This is a genomic window from Actinokineospora sp. UV203, assembly GCF_056323665.1.
The window spans coordinates 4,484,505-4,502,636 of the sequence record NZ_CM150484.1; the positions used below are offsets into that span (position 1 = coordinate 4,484,505).

The 18,132-nt window shown below is 69.5% G+C and carries 16 protein-coding genes; 10 read left to right on the plus strand and 6 right to left on the minus strand.

Annotated features, from left to right (window positions below; all coding sequences use genetic code 11):
• Nucleotides 1–140 precede the first annotated feature (140 nt).
• Nucleotides 141–1,007, minus strand: a complete 867-nt coding sequence (locus ACUZ2Y_RS21450) for an LmeA family phospholipid-binding protein (protein WP_476321584.1) — start codon at nt 1,005–1,007, stop codon at nt 141–143.
• A gap of 395 nt (nt 1,008–1,402) precedes the next feature.
• Between ACUZ2Y_RS21450 and ACUZ2Y_RS21455 the strand changes: the two genes are divergently transcribed.
• The 10 genes from ACUZ2Y_RS21455 to ACUZ2Y_RS21500 all read left to right on the plus strand — a co-directional run bounded on the left by ACUZ2Y_RS21455 (nt 1,403) and on the right by ACUZ2Y_RS21500 (nt 10,768).
• Nucleotides 1,403–2,134 carry a winged helix-turn-helix transcriptional regulator gene (locus ACUZ2Y_RS21455; protein ID WP_091376181.1) on the plus strand — a complete coding sequence of 244 codons (732 nt, stop codon included), beginning with the start codon at nt 1,403–1,405 and terminating at the stop codon, nt 2,132–2,134.
• A 76-nt stretch (nt 2,135–2,210) separates the two neighbouring features.
• Nucleotides 2,211–3,071: a mycothiol synthase gene (gene mshD / locus ACUZ2Y_RS21460; protein WP_476321587.1), complete on the plus strand. Its 861-nt coding sequence runs from the start codon at nt 2,211–2,213 to the stop codon at nt 3,069–3,071.
• Between the two features lie 206 nt (nt 3,072–3,277).
• The gene (pstS, locus tag ACUZ2Y_RS21465) at nt 3,278–4,405 is read left to right on the plus strand and encodes a phosphate ABC transporter substrate-binding protein PstS (protein WP_476321589.1); all 1,128 of its coding nucleotides are present in this window, start codon (nt 3,278–3,280) and stop codon (nt 4,403–4,405) included.
• A 181-nt stretch (nt 4,406–4,586) separates the two neighbouring features.
• Complete coding sequence (gene pstC / locus ACUZ2Y_RS21470; protein WP_476331989.1) at nt 4,587–5,513, plus strand: phosphate ABC transporter permease subunit PstC; 927 nt, start codon at nt 4,587–4,589, stop codon at nt 5,511–5,513.
• Nucleotides 5,510–6,424, plus strand: coding sequence for a phosphate ABC transporter permease PstA (gene pstA / locus ACUZ2Y_RS21475; protein ID WP_476321591.1), 915 nt, complete (start codon nt 5,510–5,512; stop codon nt 6,422–6,424). Before pstC ends, pstA begins: the two co-directional genes overlap by 4 nt.
• Nucleotides 6,425–6,442: 18 nt before the next feature.
• Nucleotides 6,443–7,219 (plus strand): phosphate ABC transporter ATP-binding protein PstB, encoded by a 777-nt coding sequence (gene pstB / locus ACUZ2Y_RS21480; protein ID WP_476321592.1) that lies wholly within the window; start codon nt 6,443–6,445, stop codon nt 7,217–7,219.
• A gap of 157 nt (nt 7,220–7,376) precedes the next feature.
• Nucleotides 7,377–7,763: a hypothetical protein gene (locus ACUZ2Y_RS21485; protein ID WP_476321594.1), complete on the plus strand. Its 387-nt coding sequence runs from the start codon at nt 7,377–7,379 to the stop codon at nt 7,761–7,763.
• Nucleotides 7,764–7,800: 37 nt separating this feature from the next.
• Nucleotides 7,801–8,367 (plus strand): DUF3558 domain-containing protein, encoded by a 567-nt coding sequence (locus ACUZ2Y_RS21490; RefSeq protein ID WP_476321596.1) that lies wholly within the window; start codon nt 7,801–7,803, stop codon nt 8,365–8,367.
• A 19-nt stretch (nt 8,368–8,386) separates the two neighbouring features.
• Nucleotides 8,387–9,997 (plus strand): hypothetical protein, encoded by a 1,611-nt coding sequence (locus ACUZ2Y_RS21495; RefSeq protein ID WP_476321598.1) that lies wholly within the window; start codon nt 8,387–8,389, stop codon nt 9,995–9,997.
• A gap of 3 nt (nt 9,998–10,000) precedes the next feature.
• On the plus strand, nt 10,001–10,768 hold the full coding sequence (locus tag ACUZ2Y_RS21500) for an ESX secretion-associated protein EspG (RefSeq protein ID WP_476321600.1): 768 nt from the start codon (nt 10,001–10,003) through the stop codon (nt 10,766–10,768).
• A 24-nt stretch (nt 10,769–10,792) separates the two neighbouring features.
• Here the strand turns inward: ACUZ2Y_RS21500 and phoU are convergent, their stop codons facing one another.
• The 5 genes from phoU to dusB form a co-directional block, all read right to left on the minus strand.
• Nucleotides 10,793–11,461, minus strand: a complete 669-nt coding sequence (gene phoU, locus ACUZ2Y_RS21505) for a phosphate signaling complex protein PhoU (RefSeq protein WP_476321602.1) — start codon at nt 11,459–11,461, stop codon at nt 10,793–10,795.
• A 76-nt stretch (nt 11,462–11,537) separates the two neighbouring features.
• Nucleotides 11,538–14,948 carry an LCP family protein gene (locus tag ACUZ2Y_RS21510; RefSeq protein WP_476321604.1) on the minus strand — a complete coding sequence of 1,137 codons (3,411 nt, stop codon included), beginning with the start codon at nt 14,946–14,948 and terminating at the stop codon, nt 11,538–11,540.
• A 219-nt stretch (nt 14,949–15,167) separates the two neighbouring features.
• On the minus strand, nt 15,168–16,094 hold the full coding sequence (locus ACUZ2Y_RS21515; protein WP_476321606.1) for a GGDEF domain-containing protein: 927 nt from the start codon (nt 16,092–16,094) through the stop codon (nt 15,168–15,170).
• 162 nt (nt 16,095–16,256) lie between these two features.
• Nucleotides 16,257–16,703 (minus strand): hypothetical protein, encoded by a 447-nt coding sequence (locus ACUZ2Y_RS21520; protein WP_476321608.1) that lies wholly within the window; start codon nt 16,701–16,703, stop codon nt 16,257–16,259.
• Between the two features lie 2 nt (nt 16,704–16,705).
• Complete coding sequence (gene dusB / locus ACUZ2Y_RS21525; RefSeq protein WP_476331991.1) at nt 16,706–17,836, minus strand: tRNA dihydrouridine synthase DusB; 1,131 nt, start codon at nt 17,834–17,836, stop codon at nt 16,706–16,708.
• Nucleotides 17,837–18,132: the final 296 nt, after the last annotated feature.

The window sequence follows — 18,132 nt, forward strand, 5'->3', positions numbered from 1 at the left end:
GCGAGTCAGCTACACCGGGACCTTCTACACCTGGACCTTCGCGAACAGCTCCAGATGCCCTCCGCGGGAGTGTCCTGTGTCCTCGATGAACCAGTCCTCCAATGAGCCCGCGTCGCACCAGCGGCACGCTGACCCGGCGGTCATTTCCCGAGCACCAGGTTGTTTGCCCTGCCCTTGACCGACAGCACCCCCGGCTCGACCTTCACCGAAGTCGGCGTCACCGCGAACGGCAGGTCGCCCGGGTCGAGCTTGACCGCGAAGAACGGCAGCACCTTCTGCTGGATCGCGGGCGGCAGCTTGACGTCGGCTTCCCCGTTGCGCAGTTCGATGCGCTTGGGTGCGACCGAGATCAGGTTCTCGGTCAGCGTGATGATCGAGAAGACGCACAGCTCGGTGGCCTCGCCCGCGATCTCGGCGGTGCCGCAGAGCTTCACGCCCGCGGTGCTGCCCTCGACGTCGGCGGTCTCCGCGGCGTCCTCCGCGGGGGCGTCCTCGGCGGGCTTGGTGGCGACCGTCTTCTCGCTGACCGGATCGATCGTCAGGTTCGTCAGCGACTTGATGACCTGGTTCTCGTTCGCGGCCATGGCCCGGGTGACGTCGGCGGCCTTGACCTTGACCTGGCCGACGACCTCGCGAACCGGGACCTCGGTCAGCGAACCCGACATCACATCCGACAGCGGTGCCTGCACCCCGCGCAGGTCGGCGTGCACCTCGACGTCGCGCAGCTGGTTGACCGGGACGCCCTTGGCGTCGACGGTCACCAGTTCGTACTCCCCGGAGACGGCCTGCAGCAGGAACGAGAACCCGCCGACCTTGACCGACGGGTGGTCGGTGAGGTCGAACTGCTTCTGCGCGCGCTTCGAGACCTCGTGCTCGAAGACCGCCGCCGCCCCGAAATCGGCCGCGACAAGCAGGCCGAGCAGCACGACCAGGGTGATCACCAGCCGTCGCACCGCCTTCGAGCGGCGCTTGGGTACGGCGCTCGGCCGTCCCCCGTTGGTCACCATGGTTGCCCCGCCACCTGTCATCTCGCCATCCGTCCACGCCGGTGTCATTCGGTCTCCAAGCCTACTGAGGACGTGTCGGCGGTGGATCGGGTTGTCCACAGGCGGGTCGGTGAATGGTGGGATGAATCCGTGTAACACGCCATTCACACGTCGGTCGAAACCGCCCGCACGGCTCCCATAAAGCGCAGTCCACCTTGGGTTTTACTTCCCTGTAACACGGTGTAAGACCCGCCCGGGCATCATCGAAAAGATGCCTCCTCCCGTGTGACGCGGGCGGCATGACCAGGACATATGCCGTTCCCAGTGGTTAATCTGTCAACACGTCGCAATCGAAACCCCCGGATGGGGGCCGCGCCTCAATGAAGCGGAGCGGATCAACAGAGAGGCGGACTCGGATGAGCCTCGATCTGCTGCTGCTTACCGCTGACCCGGAGCCGGGTTCGGTGTTGCCCTCGCTGATGCTCCTCCCGCACACCGTGCGGACCCAGGCGCCTGAGGTCACCGCGCTGCTCGAGGCGGGCTCGCGTGACGCCGTGATCGTGGACGCCCGGACCGACCTCGCCGCCGCCAAGAGCCTGTGCAGGCTGCTGACCAGTGGCGGCGACAGCTGCCCGGTCATCGCGGTGGTCAACGAAGGCGGCCTGGTCGCCATCACCTCCGACTGGCGCATCGACGAGATCGTGCTCCCCGCCGCGGGCCCGGCCGAGGTCGACGCCCGACTGCGGCTGCTGACCTCGCGCGGTCCGGCGGGCGCGGCCGTCGACGGCGCGCTGCGGCTGGGCGAGCTGGTCATCGACGAGGCGACCTACATGGCACGCCTGCGCGGTCGCCCGCTCGACCTCACCTACAAGGAGTTCGAGCTGCTCAAGTACCTCGCGCAGCACGCGGGCCGGGTGTTCACCCGGGCGCAGCTGCTGCAGGAGGTCTGGGGCTACGACTTCTTCGGCGGCACCCGCACCGTGGACGTCCACGTCCGGCGCCTGCGCGCCAAGCTCGGCCCCGAGCACGAGCAGCTCATCGGCACCGTCCGCAACGTCGGCTACAAGTTCGTCCAGCCGCCGAAGTCGGGCTCGCGCCGCGACGCGGAGATCTCGGCCGACGAGCTTCGCTACTCGATCGACGCCTAATGTCGGAGGGGTGGACCACACCCCATCGACGTCTGCGACGTATGCCTGGCTGAATGGCGCCCCTGAGGGGCGCCATTTGGCGTTGATCCGTTCCCTGCTGCTCGCGGTCGCCGCCGAGGACGGCGCGCCCGAGGTGTCGGCCGACGGGCCGCTGCCGCGTGACTTCCGCGGCGGCGAGCACCTGTTGGCCATGGTCGGCGACGAGGCCGTCGGCTACGCGCACCTCGACACCGATGGGGACGCCTTCGGCCGCCAGATCGTCGAGGCCTTCGTCCACCCGGACGCGCGCGGCCGGGGCATCGGCACCGAACTCGTCCGCACGGTTATCGACCGGGCCGCCGACGGGGTCCGCTTCTGGTCCCACGGCGACCACCCGGCGGCCGCGGCCATCGCCGCCAAGTTCGGCCTCGCCAAGGTCCGCGAGATGCTGAAGATGCGCCTCGACCTGTCCGCCGCGGACCTTCCCGAACCGCGCCTGCGCGACGGCGTCCGCGTCCGCACGTTCGTGCCCGGCGAGGACGAGGCCGCCCTCGTCGAGGTCAACCGCCGCGCGTTCGACTGGCACCCGGAGCAGGGCGCGTTGAGCGTCGCCGACGTCGAGGCCACCGAGAAGGAACCCTGGTTCGACCCGGCGGGCTTCTTCCTCGCCGTCGACGCCGACGACCGCGTGCTCGGCTTCCACTGGACGAAGGTCCACCCGGGAGGCGAAGGCGAGGTCTACGTCGTCGGTGTGGACCCGGCCGCTCAGGGCGGCGGGCTCGGCAAGGCGCTCACGCTCGCGGGCCTCGCGCACCTCGTCGACCAGGGACTGTCCGAAGTGATCCTCTACGTCGAATCCGACAACACGGCCGCGGTCACCGTCTACCGGGGACTCGGATTCGAGCGCGCGGAGGCCCATGTCCAATATTCCTCCACTGTGGACACCGACCGGGGTTAGCTGGTTACGCACCGCGTACGCGCAGGTCACGGGCCGGCCACGGATGGGCGACTAGTGGGTCGCTCTGGTCACAATCAGGTGCTTGTTCACCCGTCGTTCATTTTGTTGGGGTGAACCGTCAACCACCGCTGCCTAGCGTCCCATCACGAGAGGCGGCGCCACCTGGTGTGCCGCGACAATGAAGACTCCTGCTGGAGGAATCCAACGTGAACATCAAGCGGCACGCGTCCGTGCTGAGTCTCATCGCCGCAGGCGCCCTCGCGCTCACTGCGTGCGGCAGCGACGCCAACGCCCCCGCGGGTTCGAACAACTCCGCCGCTCCCGCTCCCACGCAGACCGCCGCGGTCGAGTGCGGCGGCAAGAAGGGCCTCGTCGCGGAGGGCTCCAGCGCGCAGAAGGGCGCCATCGAGGCGTTCACCGCCGCGTACGTCACCGCCTGCCCGGATCAGCAGCTCGCCTACACCCCGTCCGGCTCCGGCGCGGGCGTCAAGCAGTTCAACGCGGGCATCGTCGACATCGGCGGCTCGGACTCGGCCCTGAACAAGGACAAGGGCGAGATCGAGGCCGCGGCCAAGCGCTGCCAGGGCAACCCCGCGTGGAACCTCCCGATGGTCTTCGGCCCCGTCGGCATCGCCTACAAGGTCGACGGCGTCACCGACCTGGTGGTCAACGCCGAGGTCACCGCCAAGATCTTCAACGGCGGCATCGCCAAGTGGAACGACCCGGCCATCGCCGCGCTCAACTCCGGCAAGACCCTGCCGGACACCGCCATCACCGTGATCTACCGCGGTGACGAGTCGGGCACTACCGACAACTTCCAGAAGTACCTCAAGGCCGCCGCCAAGGACGCCTGGGGCAAGGACGCGGGCAAGAAGTTCAACGGCGGCATCGGCCAGGGCGCCCAGGGTTCCGCGGGCGTGGCCGACGCCATCGCCGCGGGCACCGGCACCATCGGCTACATCGAGTGGTCCTACGTCCAGGACAAGAAGCTGAGCGCCGCCAAGATCGACAGCGGTGCCGGTGCGGTCGAGCTCGGCGCTGAGGGCGCCGCGAAGGCCATCAACGCCGCCAAGATCAAGGGTGATGGCAACGACCTGGTCATCGACCTCGACGCTCTCTACGCGAGCAAGGAAGCCGGCGTCTACCCGCTGGTCCTGGCGACCTACGAGATCGTCTGCTCGAAGGGCTACGACGCCGAGACCGCCAAGGCCGTGAAGGCGTTCCTCACCACCGCCGCCACCACCGGTCAGGCGACTCTGGCGGACGCGGGCTACGTGCCGCTGCCCAACGAGTTCCAGACCAAGCTGCTCACCGCCATCAAGGCGATTTCCTAGTCGGCAGCCGGCACACTTCGAACGGGCGTAAGCGATGAGCGAACCCGTCTCGGTCGGACGCCCCGTGGCCCCTCGTGGGCCGCGGGGCGGTTCGGCTTCCAACACCGCCGCGGAGGCCACGATTTCTTCCAACGACCAGGGTGCGGGCGGACCCCCTCCAGGGCCTGCCGTGCCTGCCAAGGTGATCACTCGCCCCGGCGACCGGATCTTCAAGGCGCTGACGGTCGGCTCCGGCGTCTTCGTGGTCGCGATGATCGTCCTGATCGGCGTCTTCCTGCTGATCCAGGCGATCCCGTCGCTGATGGAGAACCAGTCCAACTTCCTGTTCAGTCGCGAGTGGAACGCCGAGCCGGGCGACCTGGCCTTCGGTGTCCTCGACCTGCTCCTGGTGACCGTCTTCAGCTCGGTCTTCGCCCTGCTGATCGCGATGCCGGTGTCGCTGGGCATCGCGCTGTTCCTCACCCAGTACGCGCCGCGCAGGCTGGCCCGGCCGTTCTCCTACATCGTCGACCTGCTGGCCGCGGTGCCGTCGATCATCTACGGCCTGTGGGGCGCCTACGTCCTCGCGCCCGCGATCGCGCCGTTCAGCATCTGGCTCAACGACAACCTGGGCTTCCTGCCGATCTTCGCCAAGGGCAGCTCCGACCTCGGCATCGGGCAGACGATCTTCACCGCGAGCATCGTCCTCGCGGTGATGCTGCTGCCGATCATCACCGCGATCAGCCGTGAGGTCTTCGACCGCACACCCACGATGCAGGTCGAGGGCGCGCTCGCGCTCGGGGCCACCAAGTGGGAGGTCATCCGGACCACGGTCCTGCCGTTCGGCAAGGCGGGCTACATCAGCGCGTCGATGCTGGGCCTGGGCCGCGCCCTCGGCGAGACCATCGCCGTGATGATCATCCTCAGCTCCACGACGACGAACTTCGGCTTCAGCCTCTTCGACGGCGGCGACACCATCGCCTCGAAGATCGCCCGCGCGGCGCAGGAGTTCAACGACCCGCGCGGCGCAGGCGCCTACATCGCCGCCGGCCTGGTGCTGTTCGTTCTGACCTTCATCGTCAACGCCTTCGCTCGGTCCATCATCGCGGGTCACAAGGAGTACGAATGATGACTACCGCGACCAGCCTGGACCGGCCCGCGAAAGCGCCGGCGTTCCAGCAGCTCAGCACCGGGCGCAAGCTGAAGAACCAGGCCGCGACGATCCTCGTCGGCTCGACCTTCGTCCTGGCCCTCGCGCCGCTGGTGTGGCTGCTCTTCACGGTCATCTCGAAGGGCTTCGAGCACGTCCTCACCGCGGACTGGTGGCAGAAGTCGCTGGCGGGCCTGACGTCGCGCCAGTTCGGCGGCGGGGTCTACCACGCGATCCTCGGCACCCTGCTGCAAGGACTGATCTGCGCGGTCATCGCGGTCCCCATCGCCATCATGGTGGCGGTGTACCTGGTGGAGTACGGCAAGAACTCGCGCCTGGCGCGCGCGGTCACCTTCACCGTCGACATCCTCTCGGGTGTCCCGTCGATCGTCGCCGCGCTGTTCATCTACGCCCTGTGGATCACCACGATGGGCATGCCGCGAAGTGCCTTCGCGGTGTCGCTTGCCTTGGTGCTGCTGATGATCCCGGTCGTCGTGCGCACCACCGAGGAACTGCTGAAGATCGTCCCCGACGAACTCCGCGAAGCCTCGTACGCGCTGGGCATCCCCAAGTGGAAGACCATCGTCAAGATCGTCATCCCGACCGCGATGTCCGGCATCATCACCGGCATCTCGCTGGCCATCGCCCGCGTCATGGGCGAGACCGCGCCGGTGCTGGTGCTCGTCGGCTACACGACCTTCATCAACTACGACCCGTTCGGCGGCAGCATGTCCTCGCTGCCGCTGCTCATGACCTCCGAGCGGCTGACCACCAACGAGGTCGGCGAAGCGCGGGTCTGGGGCGCGGCGGTCACCCTGATTCTGATCATCACCGTGTTCAACCTGCTGGGATCCCTGATCTCGCGGCTGACGTCTCTGAAGACCAAGTGAGCGGGCGGTAGAGCAACCATGGCCAAGCGCATCGACGTGAAAGACCTGAACCTGTACTACGGCAAGTTCCACGCCGTGGACAAGGTTTCGCTGGCAGTGCCGCCGCGCAATGTCACCGCGTTCATCGGCCCCTCGGGCTGCGGCAAGTCGACCGTCCTACGGTCGCTCAACCGCATGCACGAGGTGATCCCCGGCGCCCGCGCCGAGGGCAAGGTCCTCCTCGACGGCGAGGACATCTACGCCTCGACGGTCGACCCGGTGTCGGTCCGCCGCACCATCGGCATGGTGTTCCAGCGGCCCAACCCGTTCCCCACCATGTCGATCCGCGACAACGTCGTCGCCGGCCTCAAGCTGGCGGGCGAACGCGACAAGCGCAAACTCGACGAGGTAGCCGAACGAGCCCTGCGCGGCGCCAACCTGTGGGCGGAGGTCAAGGACCGCCTGGCCAAGCCCGGCGGCGGCCTGTCCGGCGGTCAGCAGCAGCGTCTGTGCATCGCCCGCGCCATCGCGGTCCAGCCGGACGTCCTGCTGATGGATGAGCCGTGCTCGGCCCTGGACCCGATCTCCACGCTGGCGATCGAGGACCTCATCGGGGAGCTGAAGAAGGACTACACGATCGTGATCGTCACCCACAACATGCAGCAGGCTGCCCGGGTGAGTGACCAGACCGCGTTCTTCAACCTCGCGGGCGTCGGCCAGCCCGGGCGGCTGGTCGAGATCGACGACACCGAGCGGATCTTCTCCAACCCAGGTCAGAAGGCCACCGAGGACTACATCTCGGGCCGCTTCGGCTGATCCGGCGCGCACCGAGGTCCCCCGCATGGTCCGTGCGGGGGACCTCGCGTTTCCGGGGAACCGGACCTCAGGCCACTTCGTCACACACAAGACGGACACCACGGGCGATTGGTACCGTGCCCTTGGGGTCTGGCAGGCGATCGGACTAGGGGCAAACATGTACATCGACGACGCGGGCGGCGCTTCGATCGGCAGCACGATCGGCAAATCCATGTCGGATTTCGCGACGGGCGCGGCCAGTGGGGCGTTCGCGGTCAACGAAGCGGGCGGCGAGGCACTCTTGTCCGCCATCCGTGACATGGCGGAGTGGGTGGACTCACAAGGAATGCAACTCGTCCGTCTCGACCAGGCTCCGCTGCTCGGCGATTCACACGGCGCGAAGATCATGGCGCCGCACGTCCAGCAGGTCGCTACCGACAACGCCGGTTTCATCACACAGCTCCGTGCTTTCCGGGAGTCGCTGGTCAAAGCCGAAGAGGGCATCAAGAAGGCCATGGACAACTACCGGAACACAGACGAGCTCAACTCGAGCAAACTGGTCTGACCCCGATCAATTCACACGAGAGGTATCAGGATCCGTCGTGAGGCGTGCGAACCTGCTAGTGGCCCTGGTCGTTTTCGGCGCGTTCGGATTGTCCGCGTGCTCGGAACCGACCCCCGGCAATCCGACGACCCAAACCGGGGCGTCGACCGAAACAGGGACGCGGCAGCCTGACAAGACCACGACGACGAAGAAGACCTCCGAGGCCTCACCGCTCAAAGACGTCGATCCCTGCGAGCTGATCTCGGCTTCCGCGGCGCAAGCACTGGGTATCACGGGTGTGCCGAAGAAAGCCGATGTCGGCTCGACTCGGGGTTGCGACTGGCGGGTCCAGAAGGGTTCGGTCAGCGAGAGCTACACGATCGGTGTCAGCGTGCTGGAGAGCCGCGGCATCAAGGACGTCGTCAGTTCCGGTGAGAAGAAGCCCCTCACCGTCGGCGGGCACGAGGCTGTCCAGTGGTTCGGCTCCGGCGGGAATGGTTGCGGTATCGCCTTGGCCGTCAGTGAGAAGTCTCGAGTCGACGTAGCCGTGGTCGGCGGCGACGCGACCAAGCTGTGCGCGCCCGCGCTCGACGCGGCGAAGCTCGTCGAGCCGGAACTGCCCTAGGTATCGGAGGGATTGACCAATGCCTGGACCAGTCAGGACCGCGTACACCCCGCCGCAGGGGGATCAGACGACGGTGGACGTGTCGCGCAATGGGCAGCGTGACCATCCGTCGTATGACCCCACCTACGATCCCAACAGCCGCTACTACATCGAGCGCAAGGGCACCTCCGACAGCGACGCCGAGGTGCGGGAGCACGCTGAGCAGCAGGTCGACCGCGAGATCGAGAACGCCGAGTGGTGGGAGATCTGGAAGCAGTTCACCCGCAACAGCGAGGTCAACGAGCAGTACAACCAGGACATGAGCGCCCAAGCCGCCCAGCTCGCGCAGGGTGTCGACACGCGGCCGCCGCCTGGGATGCCCGCGACGAACTACATGAGCTACGAGCACGGCAACCTCAGGACCATGGTCACCGATGGCGTCGACCCAGACCAGGTCGGCGAGATGGGGACGGTCTACACCGACGCGGGCAACAAGATGGTCGAGTTCCAGACCAGTGTCGCCAACGCCATCAACAACAGTCAGGCCGACTGGCAGGGGCAGGCGGGCGACCAGGCTCGGCAGTTCATGGCCAACGTGGGCAACTGGGTCGGCAAGTCCGGGCAGAGCGCCCAACTCGCGGGGACGCAGACGAGTCTGCAGGCCGCCGCGCTGGCTGAGGCGAAGAACTCGATGCCGGAGGAGAAGCCCTTCGACATGGCGGCCGCCAACCGCGACCTCATGACGACGACCAACCCGCTCGACCTCGTCCGCAAGTCCGCCGTCTACATGAACGACTACCGCGAGAGCCAGACCGCGCACCAGGAAGCCGCGCGGGTGGTCGGGTCCTACGACGGGGCGCTGGGCAGTGCTTCGACGATGCCCGCGTTCGCGCCGCCGCCGACCATGGGTGGTGGGGGAACCGGCGACCCGGGTGAGACCGGTGGCACCGATGGCGTGAAGAAGCCGAGCGGCCAGGACGTCAACATCGGCGGCGGCGGTGACCGGGACGGCTCCGGCTCGACGCGGCCCGGTGGCGACGGCACGACCGGCGGCGGCGGGTACCAGCCCCCGCCCGGCACCGGTGGAGGTTTCCTGCCTCCCGGTGGCGGTGGCGGTGGCGGTGGCGGTGGCGGTGGCGGTGGCGGTGGCACGACCCCCGGTGGATTCGTGGACCTCCCGCCGGGCCCCGGTTCCGGTGGCCCCGGCCAGAACCCCGGCGGACACCCGCCCGGCGGCCCGTACCCCGGCGGCATGCCGCCGATGGGCCCGGGTCCGATGGGCCCCGGCATGGGCGGCGACACCGACCGGACCGGCCGCGGTGGTGGAAGTGGCGGCGGCGGTGGCCGCGGTGGCTTTGGGCCCGGTGGTGGCAGTGGCGCAGGCAGTGGCTTCGGCGGCCGGTCGGGCATGGGCGGTTCGGCGGGGGCCGGTGCCCTCGCGGCCGAGCATGCCGCGGGCGGTGGACGTGGTGGCGCGGGCGCCGCGGGTGGTCGCGGTGGCGCTCCCACGGGTGGCGGCATGGGCGGCGGCGGACGTGGCCAGGGTGGCGAGGACGACGAGCACAACCGGCCCTCGTACCTGGTCGAGGCCGACCCCGACCAGGTCTTCGGCACCGACGAGATGACCGCACCTCCTGTGATCGGCGGCTAGTGGATGCCTAGGTCGTTCTCACTGTCGCTCGCGGCGGTGGACATGTTGTCCCAGCTGTTGCGGATCAGCTGCAGGCAGTTCCCGTTCCAGATCCCGAGCTTCGGGCAGCTCGAGGAAGACCGCAATCGCATCGCGAAAGCGGTTTTCACCGACCTGACCAACCGGGGTCTGGTGCGGCGCAACCAGCTCGATCCCGACCTGGAGGCGGCGCTGGCCGTCACGGGTGACTACGACGTCGGCATCGGCATGATGGGGACCGTCGAGAAGGACCGGGCGGTGCGCGCCCGGGCGTCGGCGGTTGGGACGACGGCGGTGCTGGCCGTGCAGGAGGGGCAGACCATCCGGTTCGAGCTGATCAGCCCGGCCGGGCTCGCCCGGTCGCTGGTCGGCCTGCTTCCGGGCATGGCGGCAGGCCCGGGGCAGTCCGTGCAGGTCGTCGAGGCCCCGCCGCAGCCGAAGTCGGACGACGGGTTCGTCCAGCAGGTGCGGGCGCCCCGGTCGACGTCGGAGGCGCAGTTGCGGATGGCGGCGGCGATGCTTGAGCGGCCGCGCACCGGGTTCGGGATGTTCACCGTCACCGCGCGCGGCAGGCGCGGGCGGCAGGCCGACGCGGGCACGGTCAGCTGGATCGACACCGACGCCGGTCGCTACCTGTCGCTGTCGCGGCCCAGCCCTGACGGCGGGATCCGCGCGACGTACTCGCCCGCCGACAGCGCCCGGCTGACCCAGCAGCTCGGTGAGCTGATCGAGGCGGTGGCGCCGAGGCCCTGAGGCCCCGGCGCCAGACGGCGTCCGCTACAGGTCGTCGTCTTCGCTGACCGAGCCGGGCATCCGGCCGGTCACCACAAACACGACCCGCTTGGCCACGGACACCGCGTGGTCGGCGTAGCGCTCGTAGAAGCGGCCGAGCAGGGTGACGTCGACGGCCGACGGCACGCCGTGCTGCCACTCCTTGTCCATGATCACCGTGAACAGGTGCCGGTGTAGGTCGTCGACCACGTCGTCGTCGTTCTCGAGCGCACGGGCGGCCTCGACGTCCTGGGTGCGGATGATGACCTCGGCCTTGCGCGCGAGCTGCACGGTGACCCGGCCCAGCTCGGCGAAGTAGCCGCGCACGTCGTCGGGGAGCACCGGCGCGGGGTGCCTGCGCCGCGCGGCCTTGGCCACGTGCAGCGCGAGGTCGCCCATGCGCTCCAGGCTCTCGGCGGCGTGGATGGCCGCGAGCACGGTGCGCAGGTCGGTCGCGACGGGCGCCTGCAGCGCGAGCAGCGAGTAAGCGTGCTCCTCGCAGGCAGAGCGGGCGTCGTCGATCTTCTCGTCGCCGCTGATCACCTGTTCGGCGATGGTCAGGTTGGCGTCGAGCAGCGCGCGCGTGGCGAGCTCCATGGCCTCGGCGACCATCGAACACATGGCCGCGAGCTGGTCGGCGAGTACGCCGAGTTCGGAATGATAAGCCTCACGCATGCGCACAGCCTAGAGGGGCGCGCATCTAGGCACCCCATCGTCAGGTGAATCCATGGTGAACCACGTGCTAACGACGTCATGCGCAGGCAACGTCGCCGCCGTTCACCGTGGACAGGTTGGCGGGCAGCTTCTCCGGAGTGGGCTGGGCCACCTGCCCGGTGGGGGCCACGACCTCGCCCTTGTACTCCGGCCCGATGATCAGCACGATCGCGCCGACCGTGGCCGCGTCCTCCTCGAGGACCGCGCCCGGCACCGATGACGCGACCGTCTTCGCTTCGGCTTCCTTGCCCTTGCCGTAGCGCACCACGGTCTTCGGCACCGCGGGCCCGGCGTTGACGTTGACCACCTGGTAGCCCAGCGCGGTGAGCTTGTCCGCCGTCCTGCGGGCGATGCCGCCGGTGGTGTTGCCGCCGTTGAGGACCTGGATCTTGAGCGTCTTCGGGTCGACCGGCACCTGCTGGCGCAGCGGCGCCGACTGCGGCAGCGCCTGCCGGCTGCCGGAGGCAGGCGGCTGGCTGCCCGCGGGCTTCTCCCCGGGCAGCGGCTGGTCGTTGACGATGGCCCGGAACAGCGCGTTCTTGGGCTCTTCGAGGAGCACCTCGTTGCCGCGTTCGTTCGCGTCACCAACGGTCGGGACCGTGACGAAAGTGACCCGGCCCGCTTCGAGGCCCTGCATCGACTGCCCGAGGCCGAGCAGCGCCTCGATGTCGATGTTGTCGCCGAAGGTGGCCTCAGCGAAGGAGGTGGCGAAACTCGTCAGCTTGCCCGGGTCGAGCAGGACCTGGCTCGACATGGCCTTGCGCAGCAGCGACGAGAGGAACCGCTGCTGGCGCTTGATCCGGCCGTAGTCGGAGGTGACGTCGCCGCGCACATGTCGGGCCCGGACGAAGTCCAGCGCCTGGTCGCCGCGCAGCTCGACGGCCTTGCCCGCGTCCTTGACGATCCACTTGTTGAGGAACGTGTCGAACATCGGCTTCTCGACGCACACGTTCACGCCATCGACCGCGTCGACCATGCCCTTGAAGCCGTTGAAGTCGATGCCCACGAACCGGGTGATCCGCAGGCCGGAGATGTCCTGCACGACCTTGGTGGCGCACAGCGGGCCGCCGACCTGGTAGGCCGTGTTCATCTTGGCGACCTTCTGTCCTGGCACGCGTTCGCCGGTGTACGTGCTCGTCTTGGCGTCGAACCGCTCGCACTCGGGACGCTTGATCTCCAGGTCACGCGGAAAGGACACGATCACCACGCGCGACCGGTCGGCGGGGACGTGCGCGATCATCATGGTGTCCGAGCGCGCGCCCGGGACCTGGTTCGCGTTGCCCACGCCGTCCTCGCCCGCGGCGCCTTCCCGCGAGTCGGAGCCGACGAGCAGGAAGTTCTCGTCCCCGCGCTGCGCTTCCGGGTTCTGGATCGACTTGGAGTCGAGGTCGAGGCCCCGGACGTTCGGGATCTTGCCGTCGGCCCACTTCTGGAAGCCCCAGCCGACGGCGCTCGAGAGGAAGACAAGCGCGGCCATGGTGCCCGCGACGATCTTCGCGATCTTGGACGACTGCGTCTGCTTGCGGACCTTCTTCTCCTGCAGCCGCGTGCCCGCGGGTGGCTCGGCAGCGTCGGCAGCGTCGAGTCCGACTGCGGCGACCAGCGCGGTCGGCTCGCCGGGGACCATCGCGAGCTCTTCGAGGTGCTCGTTGAGTTCGGCATCCTGCGCGGCCCACGGGTTCAGCTTGCCGAACTTGGACTTGCGGGCGCGCTCCTCGGCCTTGAGCTCGTCGTGCACCTTGGAGAAGCGGGCCAGCGTCTGGTCGACCCGCCTGCGTTTCTGGGTGTGCTCACCGATGGCTTCCATCTCGGTGGTCATCCCGATGAGCTCTTCGGGCGGCACGGCGGGCGCGGCGGGCCGTGCCGCCTCGTCGACGTCGGGCCGCGGCGGCATCGACGACTGCCCGGGCGGAAGCTGCCGGGGAATCATCGGCCGTGACTGGTTTCCGGGCAGCGAGTCCTGGCCGGGGGGCGGGTAGTGGCCGGTGTCCGCGTCGGGCCTGGGCCGGGGGTGGCTGCCCGTGTCGCCCGCGGGCGGCCTACCGGACAGGATCGCGTCGACCGAGCCTGCTCCGGTCGGCATCGGGCCGCGCGGCGGCATGCCGTCCGCGGGCCGCGGGCCGCGCGGATCGCCGGGAAGCGGACGGGAACCCCGACCGGCGTGGTCCATCGGGTGCTCACCCGGGATCGGGAGCCCGCCGCGATTTCCGGGTGCCTGTCCGGGGAACGGGCCGCGCCTGCCGCCTGGCTCGCCGTCATGGGACGCGTCCGGCCGGTAGCCGGGGTTCTGCGGGGCGGGACGGTAATCGCCCGGCGCGGGCCGGTCGTGCCCGCCAGTCGGCTGGTAGCCGCCTTGTGGGGCGGGCCGGTACCCGTTGCCCTGCTGGGCTTCGGAGTCGCCCTGGGGGCCGGCAGGCATGCGGTGGCCGCTGCTCTGGCCCGGGGGTCGGTGGTGCTCCGCGGGGATGGGCCGGGCTCCGGTGCGGTGGGCCGGGTCGACACCACCGCCCGTGGGCAGCGGTGCGCGGGGGTCCAGCGGGAGGGGGCCGGAGTCGCCGAGCCTGCGCACGGGCGCGGGGTCCATGGGAATCGGGCGGGCACCCGTGCGCCTGCCGTCGCCGGGCTGCTCGCCCCGGTGGTTCACGTCGGGCCTGGGCGCGGGGTCCATCGGGATGGGTCTGCCCTGGTGCGGTTCGACCTGCCGGTAGCCCTGGTCCACCGGGATGGGCTGGGCGCCGGTGCGCTGTTCGCCATAGGGAACGTCGACGGGCCGGGGCGCCGGGTCCATGGGGATCGGACGGGGCTCCGCCTGCCGCTGGCCCTGCGGGGGCGTGGCCGGTCGCGGAGCGACGACGGGCGCCATCGGGATCGAGTGCTGGCCGATGTCCGTGCGTCGCGGCTCCGGTCGCGGCGCGGGCCGGGCGGGCTCCTCCGGCTTGACCTCCACGATGCGGTGCACCTGCTCGACCGGCACCGGCCTGCGTGGGTCGGCCCCGGTCGGCGGGACCGCGAGGTCCGCCGGGATGGGGGCGTGCAGGATCGCGCGCGGCGGCTCCGGCTGCGGGCGGCCGAAGGCGTCGGAGAGGTTGGGGCGGGGATCCTCCTCGACGGCACGGCGACGGCCGGTGCGAGGGGCGTGCGGTGCGACATCGGCGGCTGGGCCTGCCGGGAACTCACCGGTGCTGTGCTTGGCCGGGGGCTCAGGAGGTGCGACGTAATGGGGTGCGGGCGGATCGACGGGGTCGTCCGCCGGTCTGTGCGGCGGGGGCGGCACGGGCTGGAGATTCGTTCGCGACCCGGTGTGCCGCTCTACGAGATCCGAGACGCTGACCCCGCCGGACGCCTCCATCGACCGGCGCCTGCGGCGGGGCGCCTCGTCGGATTCGGGAGCACGTCGTTTGCCACCCTGGGTCGCACGTCCGGAGTCGGGGTCGAGATCGTCGCGCACCCGGGCTCCTTCCGAAGTTCTGCTCGAACCGTTGTCAGGTGGTTATCAACACGTTGTGGGACTGCGTGCGGTTGCCCACCTAATCGTGGCAGGCGGAGGCGATAGTACGGCCGCAGGGGCGGTCGTGACGACCGTAAGCCGGGTTTTGTTCACTAACGGTACGCAATTACGCGGATACCACTAGCCCAATCGGGCGAGCATCGCTCTCTGGGGGCGGTCTCAGGGCTGAATTGCTCGCGGAACAGTGACCGCACGCCTGCCCGACGCCGGTCCGGCCAGGTGAGCCTTGCCGTCGAGCAGATAGGCGACGGCGTTGCGGCCCGACTGTTTCGCTGTGTAGAGCAGGGTGTCGGCGTCGCGCAGCTGGCGCTCGGGAGACGCGGGTGTGTTGTGCGCCACGTGCGTCGCCGGTTCGTGCGAGAGGCCGATGCTGACCGTCACGCGCAGCCCGAGAACCAGTGACGACCACGCGTAGGTCTCTACGCGCGCGCGTGCGGTCTCGGCCAGCGTGACCGCAGTCGGGCGGTCCACGCCGGGCAGGACGAGGACGAACTCCTCCCCGCCGTAGCGGGCGCAGAACGCGCCCTCGGGCAGGCCTTGCTGCAGCAGTTCGACGACCCGCTGCAGCACCCGGTCGCCGACGAGGTGGCCGAAGGTGTCGTTCACCTGCTTGAACCAGTCGAGGTCCACCAGCGCGACGGCGAGCCCGTGGGCGTGGCTCTGCTCGCTGACGACCTCCACCAGCCGCTGGTCGAGGTAGCGCCGGTTGTAGCTGGCGGTCAGGCTGTCGCGGATGCTCTGCTCGTGGGCTTCGGCGTGCTCGCGGCGCAGCCGGTCGACCTCGCGGCGGAACTGCTCGGGGATCTGCGGGGGCGCGCTGAGTTCGGACGTCAGGTCCAAAGCGGACCGAAGGTGTTGGTAGGCCTGGCGGTACTGCCCGCGCGAGGCGAGCAGTGCGGCGATCGACTCGTGCAGACTCACCAGGTTCGCCGCGTCCGCGGGCGGACCGGAGTCGGGATCCTTGGCGTCGGCGAGCGCGGACCGACGCAGGGGAACCGTCGGCTCGTTGCGCCAGGCGCTGTCCCGGGCCCGCTGGGCGGGCTCAGATTCGGCGACGCCTCGTCCCAGTGCGGCCACCGCGGTCACCTCCTACCTACGTGGTGTGTCGTCTGTATTGACGCGGGGCTTGAGCGGACGGGACGACTGGAGCCGGGAATTCCCCCTACTGGTGGACTGAACGCTGCGCCAAGCCGGTGACGCTCACTGAGCGCTGTTGCTGTACGCGCCCGTTCGGGTAACCCGAATGGATCAACGGGTGGGGCAGGGGGCGAAGCCATAGGCGCGGCCGTCGAGCACGACGACCCGCTGCGACCCGATCTGCTCGGCCAGGGTCGCGTTGTCGCGCCGGATCCGCACCGAGACACCGACGACGTACACCGAGCCACGAGGGCGCTTGCTCGCGTCCTCGGGCTTCCACTTGGCGTCCGTGCGCAAGGTCGACAGCGCGGGCTCCACGGTGAGCACGAGGTCGCCCAGGTCGCAGGTGCGGTCGGTGAAGTCCGGGTGCTGGGTGCGCCGCAGGAAGTCGCGCTGCGTCTCCGGGCCCTCGTCGGCGGCGTCGTTGAAGTCGGTGAAGTACCGGCCGACGAGTTCGCGTTCGACCTCCGGCGCGCTCGTGCCGCCCGCGGGCAGCGCTTGCCCGGCCACCGTCGTCGAGCAGCCGGTGACGAGTAAGAGCCCCAGTACCCACCGCATGTTCAGCCCCCGGAGTGCATCAGTTCCGCACCGACCGGCACGGCGGCGTCGTCGGGATCGTCGAGCCACCCTTCCGGCAGTACGACCTTGCCCGGCGACCCCTGGCGCCCGCGCGGCCCTTCGGCCTCCTCGGGATAGGGGGCGGTCGGGTCGAGCTGTCCGATCAGGTCGGCAAGTTCGCCGAGCCCGGACACCATCGCGAACCGCGTGCGCAGGTCGCCGCCGATCGGGAAGCCGCGCAGGTACCAGGCCATGTGCTTGCGCAGGTCGCGCAGGCCCTTCTCGGCGCCGAGGTGGTCGGCGAGGAGCGTGGCGTGCCGGAAGAGGATCCGGCCGACGGTGCCGAGGTCCGGTCCGTCGGGGATCGGGGCGCCGGTGAAGGCGGCGTGCAGCTCGGCGAACAGCCACGGCCTGCCGAGACAGCCCCGGCCGACGACCACGCCGTCGCACCCGGTCTGCTCGACCATCTTGAGGGCGTCGGTCGCGCTGAAGATGTCGCCGTTGCCCAGGACCGGGATGGTCGTGACCGCTTCCTTGAGCCGCGCGATCCGCGACCAGTCCGCCTGCCCGGAGTACCGCTGCGCCGCCGTCCGCGCGTGCAGCGCGACCGCCACGGCGCCCTCGGCCTCGGCGATGCGCCCCGCGTCGAGGTAGGTGATGTGCTCGTCATCGATGCCGACCCGGAACTTCACGGTGACCGGCAGGTCCCCGGCGTTGCGCACGGCGGCGGCGACGATCTCGCCGAACAGCCGCCGCTTGAACGGCAGCGCCGCTCCGCCGCCCTTGCGGGTGACCTTGGGGACGGGACAGCCGAAGTTCATGTCGATGTGGTCGGCAAGGCCCTCCGCGACGATGATCTTGACCGCTTCCCGCATGTTGGCCGGGTCGACGCTGTAGAGCTGCATGGACCGAGGGTGCTCGTCGGCGCCGAAGGTGATCATTTCCATCGTCTTCGGGTCCCGCTCGACGATCGCCCGGGCGGTGATCATCTCGCATACGTAGAGCGACGTCGGACTGCCGAACTCGCGACACAGCGTCCGGAACGCGACGTTGGTGATGCCCGCCATCGGGGCGAGCACGACCCGGGGATCGACCTTGTACGGGCCGATCATGAGGGGCGGGACCTGGGACATCACGCCTCAAGGCTAACGGAGTGCCGACCGGGCCCTGGAATCGTGACGTGGCCTACAGCGCCAGGTGCAGCCGACTGGCTCTGTGCGCACTCGGGCATTTCTGCGATCATCGAGGGGTCCGAGGTCGTCTGTCCCTGACTCGGTGGGCCGAATCGCGTATTCGGGCCGGCCGTGGAGGTACAGGCGTTCCTTCTTCCAGCGGTCGAAGGGGACGCCGATGGTGTTCGCGCGCGGTTCTCCCGGCCCGACGAGGGAGAACGCTCCATGCCCACGCTTGTCCAAGTGCTGACACAGCT

Excerpts from the sequence above, each read along its gene's own strand:
- ACUZ2Y_RS21450 (WP_476321584.1), bottom strand. The coding sequence starts at position 1,007 with ATGGTGACCAACGGGGGACGGCCGAGCGCCGTACCCAAGCGCCGCTCG.
- ACUZ2Y_RS21455 (WP_091376181.1), top strand. The coding sequence starts at position 1,403 with ATGAGCCTCGATCTGCTGCTGCTTACCGCTGACCCGGAGCCGGGTTCG.
- pstA (WP_476321591.1), top strand. The coding sequence starts at position 5,510 with ATGATGACTACCGCGACCAGCCTGGACCGGCCCGCGAAAGCGCCGGCG.
- pstB (WP_476321592.1), top strand. The coding sequence starts at position 6,443 with ATGGCCAAGCGCATCGACGTGAAAGACCTGAACCTGTACTACGGCAAG.
- ACUZ2Y_RS21485 (WP_476321594.1), top strand. The coding sequence starts at position 7,377 with ATGTACATCGACGACGCGGGCGGCGCTTCGATCGGCAGCACGATCGGC.
- ACUZ2Y_RS21495 (WP_476321598.1), top strand. The coding sequence starts at position 8,387 with ATGCCTGGACCAGTCAGGACCGCGTACACCCCGCCGCAGGGGGATCAG.
- ACUZ2Y_RS21500 (WP_476321600.1), top strand. The coding sequence starts at position 10,001 with ATGCCTAGGTCGTTCTCACTGTCGCTCGCGGCGGTGGACATGTTGTCC.
- phoU (WP_476321602.1), bottom strand. The coding sequence starts at position 11,461 with ATGCGTGAGGCTTATCATTCCGAACTCGGCGTACTCGCCGACCAGCTC.
- ACUZ2Y_RS21520 (WP_476321608.1), bottom strand. The coding sequence starts at position 16,703 with ATGCGGTGGGTACTGGGGCTCTTACTCGTCACCGGCTGCTCGACGACG.
- dusB (WP_476331991.1), bottom strand. The coding sequence starts at position 17,836 with ATGTCCCAGGTCCCGCCCCTCATGATCGGCCCGTACAAGGTCGATCCC.